Here is a 16,642-nt window from a genome sequence, read left to right on the forward strand (position 1 = left end):
TTTACGAAAAACTGCTTTTACTAACTAGTTTTTAATGCATAGAGTCATCTCTTTGTTCTCTACTTTACATATAAATCTTTAAAGAGACCGTCCACTTCTGCTATTTGATAGAGCAAGTTGGATAGTTCTTGGTAATCTTCTTTTAAACATGAAAGGTGGGCTTGACCAAATAAAGAAGCCAACTCCTCTTTTAATCTTGCCCCTTCTGGATCATGATCTTTTAAAAATTTACTGAGATAGAGACTTCGAACAGCCGCAAGTTTAAAGCTGAAATATTGATGCAATTGTTTTTGCTCGGTATTTAAGCCGTTTTCAGCAACTGCTTTTGCATAGCATTTCAAAACACCGTTTTGACCATTCAGATATCGGGACTTTATAATCTTTGCTGTTTCCTGATAGATTTCAGTCTGACTAGGAGTCTTGAGCCGCTTAAAATTCCCCCACATGGAGTAGGCTCCGCGCTTATAGTCAATAGCCTCTGCCTTCCATGCTTCTAGTATGTCATTAAAAGCAACCTTCATACAGGCAAAACCAGCTGGATCATGCAAATAGAGGTGCTGATGATCAATGCCATACACGGTTACGAAGTGATCCACACCATAAAGGATTGTGTGATTGGGATTGTAAGTCAGATGGCCCATATCAAGAGGTCCCAGAACGACAGGTCCATTTGACAGAAATGTTTCCAACTTTCTTTTAACCTCTTCCAAATCTACTTCCGCGCCATCTTTTAGATAGAAGTCCTCATAGTCAAACCCAAGTATTTTTAAGGAATGAGAGATGGAAAGATCTGGCATTCCATTATCAAAAAATACTAGAGGGTGCTCCTCATCTTCCTTTACGATACTAGCTCCATTTCCCATCACCATAATTGCCTCTAAAAACTCTGCTTTAAAGTCATAGCCATAGCCATCCAGTGCCATTGCCAATGAATAACTATAGCAAAGTGACACATCTCCAAAATACATCTGCATATTCCTGCCTCCTTATCTTCTATGGGACTATTATACCGAGAAAACTATTCGCATGCCCCATAAAATCCAAACAAAAAATATGGTTTGTTTGTTTACAGACATGAATGTCAACAATTAAAAACTCTGTAAAAGCTATCTTCTACAGAGTTTGATTTGCATCTTTATAAAAAATCAGAAAATGATCTAGTCCCTGATGACTGGTATCCAGAGTTCCATTTGGTAGTCTGAGGACGACATATCTCCTTTGAAATAAACTTCAAAGTCTGGGGCTCCTGAGTGGCGATAGCCAGTTTCTGGAAAAAAGACCTCTAAGACATATTTCCAAGCATTGTGAATGCTAGCAGGTATAGGGCCTTTGACTGGTACGATAGCATATTCAGCGGCTGGGATATCTTTGATGGACAGACCTAGTTCTTCTGCTTTAGTTTTATCCGTCACATCATAAGCAGCCATATAGTTGATGATTTCGCCTTCTTTGACATCCGAGCAGACGCCAAAAGATTGGCCACTGCCTAGACTCTCTAGGCTTTCAAAGCTGTGATGGGCATAGAGATGCTCCCAAGCAGACGGGCATTTGCTATTGTCAATAGCTTCCAATAGGACGCCTGCCACGGTAAAAGCAGGTTTCTTTTGAATCTTGATATCCATGTTCTTTCCTCCTGTGATTTTTAAGGATAATTGAAGTCTAGGAAAGATCCGATAAGGTTTTCCTTTTCGAACTTCTGAGGGAGTTGCACCATGGAATTTCTTGAAGGCTGTGCTGAAGGCGTCAGCAGACTCATAGCCGTATTTCATTGCTATGTTAATGACTTTCTCAGTGCTTTCCCGCAAGTCCATCACAGCCTCTGACAACCTGCGATTGCGCAAGTATTCTGCTAATGTCATATCTGCCAGGATAGAAAATAGCCTGCTAAAGAGAGAGTAAGAATAGCCCGATAGCTGCTGAAATCTTTTCATATCCACTTCTCCAGTCAGTTGCTGCTCCAAATAATCCATGGTTTGATTGAATTGATGCATCATATTCTTCTTTTCTTACCTCCATAAGATACAAAGGTCATTAAAAGCAAAGTGAAAATGGGAAAATTATCGCTGGTTCTTCTGATTCTAGGTAATTTTTTCTTTTTCGCATAGCTTTTAGTCCGTGTTCAATTCTATCTATATTCTAACAAATACAGGATACTTCCACCCTAGAATCTTTGTACAAGATTTAAAGGTGTAAATTCTATAACTTATCTTTTAATTTCTCAACAAAGAGATAGGCTGCAGGGCAGGTCAAGGTATTCTTAATCGTCAAATGATTAATTTGATGGATCTTTTTCCGATCTGTATGGGGGAATTCACGACAGGCCTTGGGACGAACATCATAGATGCAGCAGAGATTGTCTCCTCCTAGAAAGGGGCAAGGCATGGATTTGAAAACTTTATCCCCATCTTCATCCACCTGAAGGAATTCCGCTTCAAAAGCCGGTAATTTCATCTTAAAGTACTTAGCGATACGGGTGATATCTGCTTCTTTAAAGTCGGGCCCCAAAGTCTTGCAACAGTTGGCACAGGCAGTGCAATCAATCTCAGCAAAGACTTCTTGGTGAATCTGCTGCGCAATCTTATCTAAGTTTTTAGGAGGTTTTTTCTTTAGATTAGCTAACACTTTGCGGTGGTCCTTCTGCTTTTGCAAGGCTAGCTGATGGTAATACTCAATATCAATCTCTTTAGACATAATTTCTTCCTAATACAAGTGTTTTTGTCTATTATACCATAAACTCTGCCCCTTTCTTATCCCCTTGAACAGAAAAAAGCCCTTCGGAAAAAATCCGAGGGGCTTCAAACCTTGTTCACTGAACTAGATTATTTTTTAAGGTTGTAGAATGATTTCAATCCACGGTATTCAGCTACTTCACCAAGTTGGTCTTCGATGCGAAGCAATTGGTTGTATTTAGCGATACGGTCTGTACGTGAAAGTGAACCAGTCTTGATTTGTCCTGCGTTTGTTGCAACTGCGATGTCAGCAATTGTTGAATCTTCAGTTTCACCTGAACGGTGTGATACAACTGCAGTGTAACCAGCTTCTTTCGCCATTTCGATAGCATCGAATGTTTCAGTAAGTGTACCGATTTGGTTAACTTTAATAAGGATTGAGTTAGCAGCACCTTCTGCAATACCTTTTTCAAGGTAAGAAGTGTTTGTTACGAAGAAGTCGTCACCAACCAATTGAACTTTACCACCAAGACGTTCAGTAAGAGCTTTCCAACCGTCCCAGTCGTTTTCGTCCATACCATCTTCGATAGTGATGATTGGGTATTTGTTTACCAATTCTTCAAGGTAGTCGATTTGTTCTGCAGCAGTACGTACAGCAGCTCCTTCACCTTCGAATTTAGTGTAGTCGTAAACTTTACGTTCTTTATCGTAGAATTCTGATGAAGCACAGTCAAATCCGATAAATACGTCTTTACCAGGAACATATCCAGCAGCTTCGATCGCAGCAAGGATAGTTTCAACACCGTCTTCAGTTCCTTCGAAACGAGGAGCGAATCCACCTTCGTCACCTACGGCTGTTTCAAGACCACGAGATTTAAGGATTTTCTTAAGAGCGTGGAAGATTTCAGCACCCCAACGAAGAGCTTCTTTGAATGATGGTGCACCAGCAGGTACGATCATGAATTCTTGGAAAGCGATTGGAGCGTCAGAGTGAGAACCACCGTTGATGATGTTCATCATTGGAGTTGGAAGAACTTTAGTGTTGAATCCACCAAGGTAGCTGTAAAGTGGGATTTCAAGGTAGTCAGCAGCAGCACGAGCTACAGCGATAGACACACCAAGAATTGCGTTTGCACCCAATTTACCTTTGTTAGGAGTACCGTCAAGTGCGATCATAGCACGGTCGATAGCTTGTTGGTCACGTACATCGTAGCCGATGATTGCTTCAGCGATGATGTTGTTTACGTTGTCAACAGCTTTTTGTGTACCAAGACCACCGTAACGAGATTTGTCACCGTCGCGAAGTTCAACTGCTTCGTGTTCACCAGTAGAAGCTCCTGATGGAACCATACCACGTCCGAAAGCACCTGATTCAGTATAAACTTCTACTTCAAGTGTTGGGTTACCGCGTGAGTCTAGGACTTCGCGAGCGTAAACATCAGTAATAATTGACATTTTTTACTCTCCTTTGAGTTAAATTTTTTACACCTCTATGATACCTTAAAAATAAGCGTTTTTCAAGAAAAAACGTTATCTTTGTGCAAATTTTCCTTAACTTTATAAAGTAATCGCTTTCTTTTGTCTGTTTTCTTGCGATTTTTGTGATATACTGTTTTTATGACAGATTTATCAAAACAACTACTAGAAAAAGCTCATGGTGGGCCCAAATTAAACCCTGACGAACAACGCCGCTATCTCGGGACTTTCGAGGAAAGAGTTCTTGGCTACGCGGATATCAGTACTGCCAATAGTTCTGAATTAGAACATGGATTTTTCTCTATTTTAGAAAGCTTTCAAGAAAAGGTAGAGATACTTTTTGTGAAAATCTCACCAAGTATCGAGTTTGACAAACAGGTCTTTTACTTAAAACAAGCAAAGGAAAGCAACTGTCAGGCGACTATTATTTCAGACGATCATATCACCTCTCCTTTCGGTCTTGTCATTCATACAAATGAACCTGTTCAAGTAGACGAAAAGGACCTTAGACTTGCATTTTCAAGTCTTTGGGAGGAGAAAAAGGCAGAGGCTCCTAAAAAATCCGTATGGAAAAAATGGTTTGGCTAATGATTTCTCATGTTTAATAAACGGCCAATATTAGTAGCTGTGTGCTCCAAATAGAGACTTGCATTTTTCAAACTATCTTCCAAAGGTTCACTTTTCTCTAAAATAGAAAAGGCTGCTTGTATATTTTCGAATGGTAGGGAAGGTAAATCCTCGGAAAGACTACCACAAATAGCGATAACTGGAACTCCTTCAGGAGTTCTTTTTGCTACACCGATAGGAGCTTTTCCAACAAAGCTTTGACTGTCCAGTCTACCTTCTCCAACGATAACCAAGTCGGCCCCTGCAACCTTCTTGTCAAAGCCAATCAAATCCAAGCAAGTGTCAATCCCAGATACGATAGTGGCCTCAGCAAAGGCACAGAGCCCAGCCGCAATCCCACCGCCGGCTCCTGCTCCTTTAAGAGAGAGGGTTGATGGTGAAAATTTTCCATAGAACCGCTGTATAGCCAAATCTACTGTCTCAAACAAAGCAGGTTCCAAGCCCTTTTGTTTTCCAAATGTATAGGTTGCCCCTTGATGACCACATAGAGGGCTCACGACATCTGCTAAAATTCGGATTTTCACATCTTCAGGAAACCTAGACAACTTGCTATTTGAAACTGCCTCGAACTCAAGCAAAGTCTGACCGCAAGCTGGCAATTCCTTTCCATTCTTATCATAAAAACGATAACCTAAAGCAGCTGCAATGCCAATTCCACCATCATTACTTGCCGTACCACCTACACCGATATAGATTTCTTTCATTCCAAGATCAATGAGATGGCGAATCAACTCTCCGATACCTTTGGTTTGGATGTGAAGGGGATTTCGTTTCTCCCGCGGAATCTTTCCTAAACCAACCAAGTCAGCAACTTCAAAGAGCGCTATTTGGCCTTTATAAAAGCAGCGCATGGCTTCTTTTTGGCCAAAAGGTCCTGTCACTTCTTGCCATTTTTCTTCGAGTTCAAGAGAATGTCGAATAGCATCTACAGTTCCTTCCCCACCATCACCTACAGGGCAAAGCAGACATTCTACATCTGCTATCGATTTTTGGAATCCTCTTTTTATAGCTTGAGCGACCTCTTCTGCCATCAAACTTTCTTTAAAAGAATCGGGTGCAATTACAATTTTCATAGTTCCTCTCATTCTAAGAAATCAATCAAAGGTAGAACTTCCAAAAAATCCCTCGTATCTACATGACAAGCTATCTCTGTTTTTACGACCTCTTTGGCACAAAATGCAATACCACGTCCTGCTGACTTTAACATCAAGAGGTCATTGGCACCATCACCGATGGCAATCGTTCTTTCTTTGGGAAGTTTCAGTTCTTTTTTCCATTTCTCAAGAGTATCTTGTTTTACTTGACCTGTCACAATTTCACCAACTAGTCGACCTGTTAAAAAACCGTCTTTGACTTCCAACTGGTTGGCGGAGAAATAGGAGATACCAAGGGATTTTGCTAATCTCTCAACTATTGGTGCAAATCCACCAGACACTAGACCGACTAAAATACCCTTCTTTTGAAGTATGGAGATAAATTCTTGGGCATTCTTGGACAGATGAATGGATTTGATGACAGTATCAAAGACCGAAACCGGAAGGCTTTTTAACAAAGCTACCCTCGCTCGTAAACTTGTTTCAAAGTCCAGTTCACCTCGCATTGCCTGGCTTGTAATCTGCGATATTTCTTCTTCGCAACCTGCTTCTTTTCCTAAAAGATCAATCACTTCTTCTGCTATCAGGGTGCCGTCAACGTCCATGACACACAAGCCTTTTACTTGAGACATAAACTTTCCTTTCTAAACAGCCCAAAAATCGTATGAAAGAATCATACGATTTTATCTATTAGTTGACTAAACTATGGTACAAGTCCAGGTAAGATTTGCAGGCTGTATCCCATGAGAAATCGCATTCCATAGCTTGTTTTTGTAGATTTCTCCAAACGTCTGGCTGGTTCTTATAAACATCCAAGGCTGTTTGGAAACTCCAGTTAAGCCAATAAGGTGTTAAATTATCAAAGCTAAATCCAGTACCAGTTCCTTCGATTGGATTGAAGGATTGAACTGTATCTCTTAGTCCACCAACCTCATGAACCAATGGTAGAGTTCCATAGCGCATCGCCATCATTTGAGACAAACCACATGGTTCAAAACGACTCGGCATGAGGAAGAGATCACAAGCTGCGTAGATTTCTTGAGCAAGTTTGACGTCAAAAGTGATATTTGCTGATAGCTTGTCTGGATAGACTTGTGCAAACCAAGAGAAAGAATGTTCAAAAGCTGGGTCACCTGTTCCTAAAAGGACTATTTGAACGTCCTCCTGTAAGAAACGATGCAAGCTTTCTACAACAACATCAAAACCTTTTTGGCGCGTCAAACGAGAGACAATCCCAACTAGAGGAACATCTGCTCGTACAGGTAACCCAACTCTCTCTTGCAATTTTGCTTTGTTTTGAGCTTTTCCAGACAAATCTTCTTTATCAAAATGATAGTCTAAAAGTGGGTCTGTTTGAGGATTATAAAGATCTGCGTCAATACCATTAACAATACCTGAAACCTTACCTGACTCCATGCGAAGAATCTGGTCCAAACCGCAACCAAACTGACTGGTCATAATCTCGTGCGCATAGCTAGGGGAAACGGTTGAGACACGATCCGCGTAGAGAATACCTGCTTTCATCCAGTTGAGACAATCATTCCAGCGAAGGGTCCCATCAGCATAGCGTTCAAACCCAACACCGAACAAATCCCACAACATTCCTTCAGAAAATTGACCTTGGAATTCCAAATTATGAATGGTTAAAACGGTTCTGATTCCTTGATAGGCTTGAATCCAATGGTACTTTTCTTTTAACAAGAAGGGAATCATGGCTGTGTGGTAATCATGAACATGGAGAAGGTCAGGGATAAAGTCGATGCGTTCCATAGCTTCAAGAGCAGCCAGTTGGAAAAAGGCAAAGCGTTCACCATCGTCAAAATCACCGTACACATGACCACGGAAGAAATAATACTGATTATCAATGAAGTAGAAAGTAACCCCATTCAAGACCGTTTTCTTAATACCACAGTACTGTCTACGCCATCCTACACTAACTTCAAAATGGAGAACATCCTCTATCTGGTCGCCGAACTTAGCTTCTACCATATCATAATAAGGCAAGAAAACTGCAACTTCGTGCCCCGCTTTTACAAGTGATTTGGGAAGTGCGCCAATGACATCGCCCAAACCACCTGTTTTTGAAAAGGGTGCTCCTTCTGCCGCTACAAATAAAATTTTCATGAATAAATGTCCTCTGTTACTGTTTCACCCTTCTTCACTACAACTGGATGTTCTGCTGTGCCTCGAATGACAACACCGTCCGCAACCTCAACTCCTTTGTCTAGAATTGCATATTCAACCTGGGCACCTTGCCCAATCACAACACGAGGGAATAAAATGCTGTCCTTCACCACACTATCTTTGTGAACATAAATGTTACGAGATAGAACTGACTGAACTACTTCACCCTCAATGATACTACCAGAAGCAAACTGAGAACTTCTTACTTTTGAAGTATTCGCATAGTAGGTTGGTTCTTCATTCTTAACTTTTGTATAAATCTTTTGATTTGGTGAGAAGAGAGAATAGAACTTTTTAGATTCAAGCATATCAATATTTGCTTGATAATAGGACTGAACAGAGTGAATATTAGCTAAGTAGCCTGTGTATTCGTAAGCAAAAGCTCCTTCTTTTGCAGCTAAATCACGAAGAACATAGCGTAACTTTTCAGGATATTCTTTCTGAGCCTCTTCTTCAAGTCGTTCAATCAACCAAGGAGTATCCACAACAAAGATATCTGTAGACATGTTGAAGAGTTCATCCGTAGATTTGTTATCAAAGAGTTTGTGCGAACGAACATGGTCAGTTTCATCAATTTCCAAGATAGCATTCACATCTGAAATGTCTTTCTTCGGAAGTTTCTTATATACAACTGTGATCGGACCTTTCGTTGTATTGTGTAGGTGGAAGACTTGATTCAAGTCAATATTCACCAGCACATCGCAGTTAATCGAAACGGTTTGGTTTGAACCTGAACGTCTCAAGTAGGTAAGAAGCTGTTGGTAATACTCTTTTCCAACTGTACTGCTTTCAACACGAGTATTGTAAATTCCTAGATAGTAGTGACTTAGAAGGGTGGACAAGCCCCACTCACGACCTGAACGGATATGGTCGAATACTGAGCTGATATTATCTTGTTGGAAAATACCAAAGATACTACGAACACCTGCATTTGCAAGACTGGAAAGGGGGAAGTCAATCAAACGGTATTTCCCACCGAAAGGTAAGCTAGCTACCGGACGGTGTTCTGTTAATGTTGACATATCATGAAAACCAACTGTGTTTCCTAAAATGGCTGAATATTTATCAATCTTCATCTGTTGCTACCCCCACTACTTCATTGTATCCTACTACTTGTACTTCGTCAGTTCCGTCAATCTCTACGCCGTCTGCAATAATGGCACCTTCACCAATAATAGCACGAGTAATCTTTGCTCCATGGCCAATAATAGCCCCACTCATGATGACTGAATCAACGACCTCGGCTCCTTCACGAACCTGTGCTTCTGTTGAAAGAATCGAACGTTTAACCGTTCCATCTACAAAACAGCCATCCACGACCAATGAATCCTCAACGTGTGCATGTGCTCCAAAGTAGTTGGGTGGTGAGATCAAGTTTCTTGAGTAAATTTTCCACTGACGATTGCGGCTATCCAAGGCATTTTCTGGCGAAATGTACTCCATATTGGCTTCCCAAAGTGACTCAATCGTACCAACATCTTTCCAGTAGCCATTAAATTCATAAGCATAGACACTTTCACCAGACTCGAGATAGTTAGGGATAACGTTCTTCCCAAAGTCTGACATATCCACATTGCTCTTTTCAGCAACAACAAGCATATTGCGAAGTCGTTTCCAGTCAAAGATATAAATTCCCATAGAAGCCTTTGTAGACTTAGGTTGCGCAGGTTTTTCCTCGAATTCAACGATACGGTTATTGGCATCTGTGTTCATGATACCAAAACGGCTAGCTTCTTTGAGAGGTACGTCTAGGACAGCTACTGTCAAACTGGCATTGTTATCCTTATGGGACTGAAGCATATCATCGTAGTCCATCTTGTAGATGTGGTCACCAGAAAGAATCAAAACATACTCAGGATTAACACTGTCGATGTAGTCAATGTTTTGGTAGATAGCGTGACTAGTCCCTTCAAACCAACGGTTTCCTTCGCTGGCTGAATAAGGTTGTAAAATAGAAACGCCTGAACTGATACCATCCAATCCCCAGCTAGAACCATTTCCGATATGGTTGTTCAAAGCAAGAGGTTGGTACTGCGTAATCACACCAACATTATGGATTCCAGAGTTTGCACAGTTGGAAAGAGCAAAGTCAATGATACGGTAGCGCCCACCGAATTGCACTGCCGGTTTGGCAATGCTTTGAGTGAGTTTTCCGAGACGAGTTCCTTGCCCACCCGCAAGGATCAAAGCTAGCATTTCATTCTTCATTTTCTACTCCTTTATAAAGACATGTGAACGTTAAAATCGAAAGAAGGTCGGAAGTCAAACTTTTTTATAAAAATAATAGGAAATCCATTTCTCTTGTGTTTCAAGTCCAATACAAGTACATCCGTTTTTAAAATCTAAAAAATATCATCATCAGCCCATTATTCTTTTTTCTTGGTTGGTTTCAAACGACGCTTGATCTTCCAGATGCTTGCTCCCATGGCAGGCAGGGTAAAGGTCAAAGTCTGCTCATAATCTTTCCATAAGCCTTCTTGAGTCTGAACTGTTTGATTGTGCTCTTTCCACACACCTCCCCATTCTTCTAGTTCTGTATTCCAAACCTCTTCGTAAATACCTGCAACAGGTAAACCAATCGTAAAGTCCTTACGTTCAACTGGTGCCATATTAAAGACACAGACTAATACTTCGTCCTTCTTGCCCTTACGAATAAAGGAAAGGACACTCTGATCTCTATTATCAGCATCGATAATCTCGATACCATCATAACTAGTATCAATTTCCCACAGACAACGATGCTCTTTATAGAATTGATTCAGTTGTGAAGTGAAATGCTTCATCTTGGCATTCATCGGATCTTCTAGATTAGACCACTCCAACTGCTCCTCAGACTTCCACTCGAGGAATTGCCCGTACTCACTACCCATGAACAAGAGTTTCTTACCTGGATGACAAATTTGATAGGTGTAAAGATTGCGCAAACCAGCGAACTGATTGTAGCGATCTCCCCACATCTTATGCATCATACTCTTCTTACCATGAACTACCTCATCATGTGAGAAAGGTAGGAGATAGTTTTCATTGAAAACATACATAAAGCTGAAAGTCACAAGATTAAAGTCATACTTGCGATAAATCGGATCTTCCTCGTAGAAACGGAGAATATCGTTCATCCAGCCCATATTCCATTTATAGTCAAAGCCAAGACCACCCATTTCTTTCATGCCAGTAATCTTTGTCGCTGATGAACTTTCTTCTGCAATCATCATGATATCTGGATGAGCTAACTTAATCACTGTGTTCAAACGTTGAAGGAAATAATAACCCTCATAGTTAAGGTTTCCACCGTCTTTGTTTGGAGTCCAAGGAGCATTATCATAATCTAGATACAGCATATTGCTCACTGCATCGACCCGAATACCATCTAAGTGGTAAAAATCAATCCAAAATTTAATACTTGAAATCAAGAAAGACTGGACCTCATTTTTCCCGAGGTCAAAATTCAGCGCACCCCAACCGTAGTTATGAGCCTTGTTGTGATCTTGGTATTCAAAAGTTGGTGTGCCGTCATAATATGCTAATGCATCATCATTAATAGTGAAATGACCTGGAACCCAGTCTACGATAACACCGATATTATTTATATGACACTCTTCAACGAAATCTTGGAATTCCTCAGGTCTGCCATAGGAATGTTCAAAAGCAAAGTAACCCATAAGTTGATAGCCCCAGCTCAATCCAAGTGGGTGAGCCATTAAAGGCATGAACTCAATATGTGTATAGTTCATCTCAACCAAGTATGGAATCAACTCGTCCTTCAGTTGTGAAAAAGTATAGGGACTACCATCTGGATTTCTCTTCCAAGATCCTGCATGGGCCTCGTATATATTAACTGGTCTCTCGAAAAATCCCAAACGTTTGCGACGTGCTAGCCAAAGACCATCTTTCCATTTCTTTTCACGGATATTGGTCAGAACTGCTCCTGTGCCCGGTCTAGCTTCAAAATAAACTGCCAACGGATCAATCTTCATAATCTGGTGACCATTTGCACGCGTGATATGATATTTATAAATCTGACCTTCCTGAGCTTGACTCGTAAAGACTTCCCAAACACCTGCTTCATTACGAACCATAGGAATTTGATTCTCAACCCAATTAGTAAAATCACCAACTAGATGAACTGCTTGTGCATTTGGTGCCCAAACCCTAAAGGTATAGCCTATTTCTCCGTTTTTCTCCTCTCTATGCGCTCCTAAATAATGCTGGAGGTGAAAGTTCTCACCTGTAGTAAAGGTTCTTAATGCTTCTTGATTATTCATTCAATCCCCTTTCTTTTGTAAGCGTTTTCTATAATTCTATTATACACTCTTTTAAGATAACTTTCAAGTAATTTACGAAGGAAATCATATTTTTTTATGAAAGCCTTCAAAAAATTACCTAGCATTTTAAAAAAGATATCCTGAAAATAGAATACGAAACAATTTCCATATATTTTTTTATTATAATACCAGAATATTCGTTTTTTATCAATTTTTAACTGTATTTTTAGTAAAAAATAAAATCAGGAAGGTAATTTCCTAATTTTATAAATTATTTCACATCAAAAACAATGGATTTAACATTTGTCATCGCTTCGATACTATATTTAATTCCTTGTACTCCTGCACCAGAACCCTTTACACCAAGGAATGGGAAATTATCTGGTCCACGCTGTGTTTTATTATTAATATGAACGGTACCCACTTCAAGTTTTTCAGCAATTTCAAACGCCTTCTTAAAGTCATTTGTAAAGACTGAAGATTGAAGACCGAACTCTGATTCATTAGCAATTTCTAACGCTTCATTGGCATCTGCAACTCGGATAATTGGGAGAACAGGTCCAAATGGTTCTTCCCAGGCTAATTTCATGTCTCTTGTGACATAATCAAAAAGTCCTGGCCAAATGAGATTATTCTCACGTTTGATTGGACTGAGCGCTTTGGCTCCTTTTTCCTGAGCATCTTCAATCAATCCCCAGATGAAATCAGCTGAAGCATTGTCAATAACAGGTGTGATATCTGTATTGTCAAATGGATCACCGACTGTTAGCTTAGCAACTTCAGCTTGGAGCAATTCTGCCAATCTGTCTGCTACGCTTTCCACAACCAAAACACGTTTGATAGCGGTACAACGCTGACCAGAGTAGCTAAAGGCACCACCTACGATTTGCTTAGCTGCATTTTCTAAATCTGCATCTTCTAAGACAATTGCTGCATCTTTCCCACCAAGTTCAAGCATAATCGGGCGCATACCAGCTAAACGACCAATACGCTCACCAATCGGTGTTGAACCTGTAAAGTTAATGAAGTTCACTTCCTTGTGTTCGATGATGTAGTCTCCGATTTCAGAACCACGTCCAGTGATGGTGTTAAAGACACCTGCTGGGATTCCTGCTTCGTCAAATGCTTTAGCTAGCAAGAGGCCAGAAATAGATCCTTGTGTTGGGGGTTTGAACATAACGACATTTCCTGCAATCAAAGCCGGAGCAATCTTAGATCCAGAAAGGTTGACTGGATAGTTAAATGGTGCAATAGCTAAAACGACACCAACTGGTTCACGACGGACAACGGCTAGTTTATTTTTACTTGCAGCTTCAAAACCGCCACCTTCCATTGCTTGTCCAGTGATACGGAGACCTTCCTCGGCAGCAAAACGAATCAATTCTGCTGTACGTACTACTTCTCCAATGGCTGCTTTAATCCCTTTTGCAACCTCTTTAGCAAGAATGGTACCAATTTTTTCTTTGTCACGTTCCAAAATGTCTGCTGTCTTATGCAAATAGGCTGCACGCTCAACTGGTGCTAAATCACGCCATGCTGGGAGAGCTGTACGCGCTGCTTCCATAGCCTCATCTACTTCAGCCTGACTCATAGCGGGTACTGTCCCCAACTTTTCTTGATTGATGGGAGAATAGATGGCAATTTCATTCTCTGATGATTTCCATTTTCCATTCACTAAATTCTGATAATGTGTCAAATTCTCTTCCTCCTGAAAATGATTAAAACTTATTTTATCAAATTTTCAGAAAATTACAACCCCTTTTTGGAAAATATTGATATTTTTTTCACAAACTTGATTCTTCAAATTATTTGAAATTTATTCCTATTAGATATTGGTTTTTCAATAAAAATCAAAAAAGGTCTAGTTTTAACTAAACCTTTTTGCTGCATTTACTATGAAAGTACCTTCAAGACTGCAACGCTGATATCATCAATCACATTAGACTCTTTAGAACGACTATTGGACACAAGCATTTCAAGATTTCCTGCATTTTCAAAGTAGAAAGAAGTTCCCTTGGCATTGAATACCACCAATAAGTGCTCTGTTCCACCGTGAATTTCGTAAACAATCCAACCACTATTTTCAGCAGCTGTATGGACGAAAACATGACGATAAACTTCTTCGTATGTAGGATAAGAGAAAGCACGCCTTTGTGTTTTTAGGCGAATAATCTGGCGAATAAAGTCAATGCTCTCTTGTCTCTCATTGATTAAATCCCAGTTGACCTGGTTGACACTATCTGGAGCATTGTAACTATTCATAGCCCGTTCTCTATCTGCTGGAGTCAGCTCGCCATTTTCTCCTGTAGCAAGGAGCTTGGTGCGACCAAATTCTTGCCCCAGCTCTATAAAGGACATCCCTTGCATAAGAATGCTCATCGCTGTTGCTGTCTCGACCTGACGCATAATCTTATCTGAACTGTGATCTGGGTGAAGGGTTGCTAACAAATCATGCAAGTTGTAATTATCATGAGCTTCCACGTAGTTAAGAACTTGGTTTGGACTAAGATATGAACCCAACTCTCGGCTACCAAGAATAGCTTTGGCTACAATCGGTTCTGTAGCTGCACCGCTAACAAATCCTGCCTTGATTGAGCCGTAAACTTCTCCTCCTTTGATGGCATCACGCTGATCATCGTTGAAGAATCCGATATTTGGCATCTGGTAGGCATTGTCCTTCTTGGCCTTATCATAAGGTGCAAGACCTGTCCCCATATCCCAGCCTTCTCCATAGGTGATAATACGGGGATCAACTTCATCAAGTGCCCAGCGAATCGCCTGCATGGTTTTAACATCGTGAATTCCCATCAAGTCGAAACGGAATCCGTCAATATTGTATTCTTTCACCCAATAAAGGAGTGAGTCAATCATATACTTGCGGTACATTTCGTGTTCGCTTGCGGTTTCATTTCCAACACCTGTACCGTTTTGGAAGGTTCCATCTGGATTCATACGATAGTAATAATCGGGAACAGTTGTTTGGAAAGGTGCATCAACCGTTGAGAAGGTATGGTTGTAAACGACATCCATAATGACACCGATTCCCGCATCATGATATGCCTGAATCATGGTCTTGAGGTCTCGAATAACCTGTCCAGGATCATCTAGATTACTAGAGAAACTTGGTTCTGGCGCATTGTAGTTTTGAGGGTCATAACCCCAGTTATAGGTTACATTCCCGTCCTCGTCATATTCCTTATGGCGATCAAAGATTGGTTGGAGTTGAACATAATTACAGCCGAGTTCTTTGATATAATCAAAGGCTGTTGCTTGACCATACTGGTTAACCGTTCCAGTCTGGGCAGCCCCAAGGAAGGTCCCTCGAAGGTTTTCTGGAACTCCAGATGTCGGCGATTTTGTAAAATCACGAATGTGCATCTCACAGATAACGGCTTTACATGGATTTTCCAAACGCCAAAGGGCGTCTGTCCCATGTTTGACTTTAAATCCTTCTACCTGTCTATCTTGCTGAGATAGGATGACAGAACGTTTCCCATCAGGACTTGTAGCGATAGTGTATGGGTCTCGTATCAAGGTCTGGTGGTGCGGAAACTCAATCTGATACTGATAGGCTTTACCTGCAAGATTTTCATCCAGGTCTACACTCCAAACACCAATGGTATTGTACTTATGACTATATGAATAGCTATTACCACGCTCAAGATTAAAGGTTTTCCAAATCGGCGCGTCGTTACTTGTATTTTCATAAACGACCACTTGAACTGCTGTAGCTGTTGGAGCCCAGAGTTTAAAGCTTGTCTGGTAGTCAGAGATACTATACCCCAACTCTCCTTGGTATCCCCAATGGTGATCAAAACTTTCACTGTGAAAGGCTTTATCAAAAGCAAACGGGTTTCGATCTTTATAGCAAGAACTTGCAATGGCTGGATTTTCAGAATAATAAACCGTCTCATCACCATCCAAAATCCAAACCTCAGTCAACAGTGGATAGTAGTTAAACCGTAGGAGATAATCTTTTGTCTTTCCATCTATTTCTACAGAAAAGTTCAGAGTATCGAGCCTTTCTACACTTGTAACTGTAAAGGAGAATTTTGCACCAAAATAATCATTTTCATAATACAAATTTTCTTTAACATCTGCCTGTTTTCTACTGAATGAACAAGCATCATAATCCCCATTTTTTCGGTGAAAATGGATGACTACTGGGTATCTATACATTTCTTTTCCTAATTCCTAATTTCAATTTTTTTATGTGGTGCTGAAGAATTTAGCGGGAATTTCAGCACAATAGAGAATAGCATTAATAGATATAAAAACACATCAGGAGAGATAGTTCCAGACTATCTAACATCTAGTTTTCAACTATTCT

Annotated in this window: 13 protein-coding genes; 1 reads left to right on the plus strand and 12 read right to left on the minus strand. The window is 40.5% G+C overall.

Annotated elements, in window-relative coordinates:
• Nucleotides 1-59: 59 nt before the first annotated feature.
• The 4 genes from GMD4S_RS00565 to eno form a co-directional block, all read right to left on the minus strand.
• On the minus strand, nt 60-974 hold the full coding sequence (locus tag GMD4S_RS00565; RefSeq protein WP_001178524.1) for a hypothetical protein: 915 nt from the start codon (nt 972-974) through the stop codon (nt 60-62).
• Nucleotides 975-1,157: 183 nt separating this feature from the next.
• On the minus strand, nt 1,158-1,994 hold the full coding sequence (locus GMD4S_RS00570; RefSeq protein ID WP_002880726.1) for an AraC family transcriptional regulator: 837 nt from the start codon (nt 1,992-1,994) through the stop codon (nt 1,158-1,160).
• A gap of 202 nt (nt 1,995-2,196) precedes the next feature.
• Nucleotides 2,197-2,691 carry a YkgJ family cysteine cluster protein gene (locus tag GMD4S_RS00575; protein ID WP_000031464.1) on the minus strand — a complete coding sequence of 165 codons (495 nt, stop codon included), beginning with the start codon at nt 2,689-2,691 and terminating at the stop codon, nt 2,197-2,199.
• Between the two features lie 128 nt (nt 2,692-2,819).
• Nucleotides 2,820-4,124, minus strand: a complete 1,305-nt coding sequence (gene eno, locus GMD4S_RS00580) for a surface-displayed alpha-enolase (protein ID WP_000022821.1) — start codon at nt 4,122-4,124, stop codon at nt 2,820-2,822.
• Between the two features lie 162 nt (nt 4,125-4,286).
• Here eno and GMD4S_RS00585 point away from each other — a divergent pair, with 162 nt between their 5' ends.
• Nucleotides 4,287-4,733, plus strand: coding sequence for a DUF1694 domain-containing protein (locus GMD4S_RS00585; RefSeq protein WP_000131100.1), 447 nt, complete (start codon nt 4,287-4,289; stop codon nt 4,731-4,733).
• Here the strand turns inward: GMD4S_RS00585 and GMD4S_RS00590 are convergent.
• From GMD4S_RS00590 to pulA, 8 genes are all read right to left on the minus strand, one after another.
• The gene (locus GMD4S_RS00590) at nt 4,730-5,845 is read right to left on the minus strand and encodes a glycerate kinase (protein WP_000706320.1); all 1,116 of its coding nucleotides are present in this window, start codon (nt 5,843-5,845) and stop codon (nt 4,730-4,732) included. The two genes, GMD4S_RS00585 and GMD4S_RS00590, sit on opposite strands and share 4 nt — an antisense overlap.
• Before the next feature lie 8 nt (nt 5,846-5,853).
• Nucleotides 5,854-6,498 (minus strand): phosphoserine phosphatase SerB, encoded by a 645-nt coding sequence (gene serB, locus GMD4S_RS00595; protein ID WP_000084494.1) that lies wholly within the window; start codon nt 6,496-6,498, stop codon nt 5,854-5,856.
• Nucleotides 6,499-6,556: 58 nt separating this feature from the next.
• On the minus strand, nt 6,557-7,990 hold the full coding sequence (glgA, locus tag GMD4S_RS00600; RefSeq protein WP_000697273.1) for a glycogen synthase GlgA: 1,434 nt from the start codon (nt 7,988-7,990) through the stop codon (nt 6,557-6,559).
• The gene (glgD, locus tag GMD4S_RS00605; protein WP_000687048.1) at nt 7,987-9,126 is read right to left on the minus strand and encodes a glucose-1-phosphate adenylyltransferase subunit GlgD; all 1,140 of its coding nucleotides are present in this window, start codon (nt 9,124-9,126) and stop codon (nt 7,987-7,989) included. The genes glgA and glgD overlap by 4 nt, the downstream gene beginning before the upstream one ends.
• Nucleotides 9,116-10,258: a glucose-1-phosphate adenylyltransferase gene (locus GMD4S_RS00610; RefSeq protein WP_000787263.1), complete on the minus strand. Its 1,143-nt coding sequence runs from the start codon at nt 10,256-10,258 to the stop codon at nt 9,116-9,118. The genes glgD and GMD4S_RS00610 overlap by 11 nt, the downstream gene beginning before the upstream one ends.
• A gap of 158 nt (nt 10,259-10,416) precedes the next feature.
• Nucleotides 10,417-12,312 (minus strand): 1,4-alpha-glucan branching protein GlgB, encoded by a 1,896-nt coding sequence (gene glgB, locus GMD4S_RS00615; protein WP_001064535.1) that lies wholly within the window; start codon nt 12,310-12,312, stop codon nt 10,417-10,419.
• Nucleotides 12,313-12,583: 271 nt separating this feature from the next.
• On the minus strand, nt 12,584-14,008 hold the full coding sequence (locus tag GMD4S_RS00620) for an NADP-dependent glyceraldehyde-3-phosphate dehydrogenase (RefSeq protein ID WP_000150231.1): 1,425 nt from the start codon (nt 14,006-14,008) through the stop codon (nt 12,584-12,586).
• A 197-nt stretch (nt 14,009-14,205) separates the two neighbouring features.
• On the minus strand, nt 14,206-16,491 hold the full coding sequence (gene pulA, locus GMD4S_RS00625) for a type I pullulanase (RefSeq protein WP_000286538.1): 2,286 nt from the start codon (nt 16,489-16,491) through the stop codon (nt 14,206-14,208).
• Nucleotides 16,492-16,642: the final 151 nt, after the last annotated feature.

The sequence above is a fragment of the Streptococcus sp. GMD4S genome, from assembly GCF_000296955.1.

Excerpts from the sequence above, each read along its gene's own strand:
- GMD4S_RS00590 (WP_000706320.1), bottom strand. The coding sequence starts at position 5,845 with ATGAAAATTGTAATTGCACCCGATTCTTTTAAAGAAAGTTTGATGGCA.
- GMD4S_RS00610 (WP_000787263.1), bottom strand. The coding sequence starts at position 10,258 with ATGAAGAATGAAATGCTAGCTTTGATCCTTGCGGGTGGGCAAGGAACT.
- GMD4S_RS00570 (WP_002880726.1), bottom strand. The coding sequence starts at position 1,994 with ATGATGCATCAATTCAATCAAACCATGGATTATTTGGAGCAGCAACTG.
- GMD4S_RS00575 (WP_000031464.1), bottom strand. The coding sequence starts at position 2,691 with ATGTCTAAAGAGATTGATATTGAGTATTACCATCAGCTAGCCTTGCAA.
- glgD (WP_000687048.1), bottom strand. The coding sequence starts at position 9,126 with ATGAAGATTGATAAATATTCAGCCATTTTAGGAAACACAGTTGGTTTT.
- glgB (WP_001064535.1), bottom strand. The coding sequence starts at position 12,312 with ATGAATAATCAAGAAGCATTAAGAACCTTTACTACAGGTGAGAACTTT.
- pulA (WP_000286538.1), bottom strand. The coding sequence starts at position 16,491 with ATGTATAGATACCCAGTAGTCATCCATTTTCACCGAAAAAATGGGGAT.
- glgA (WP_000697273.1), bottom strand. The coding sequence starts at position 7,990 with ATGAAAATTTTATTTGTAGCGGCAGAAGGAGCACCCTTTTCAAAAACA.
- eno (WP_000022821.1), bottom strand. The coding sequence starts at position 4,124 with ATGTCAATTATTACTGATGTTTACGCTCGCGAAGTCCTAGACTCACGC.
- serB (WP_000084494.1), bottom strand. The coding sequence starts at position 6,498 with ATGTCTCAAGTAAAAGGCTTGTGTGTCATGGACGTTGACGGCACCCTG.
- GMD4S_RS00565 (WP_001178524.1), bottom strand. The coding sequence starts at position 974 with ATGCAGATGTATTTTGGAGATGTGTCACTTTGCTATAGTTATTCATTG.
- GMD4S_RS00585 (WP_000131100.1), top strand. The coding sequence starts at position 4,287 with ATGACAGATTTATCAAAACAACTACTAGAAAAAGCTCATGGTGGGCCC.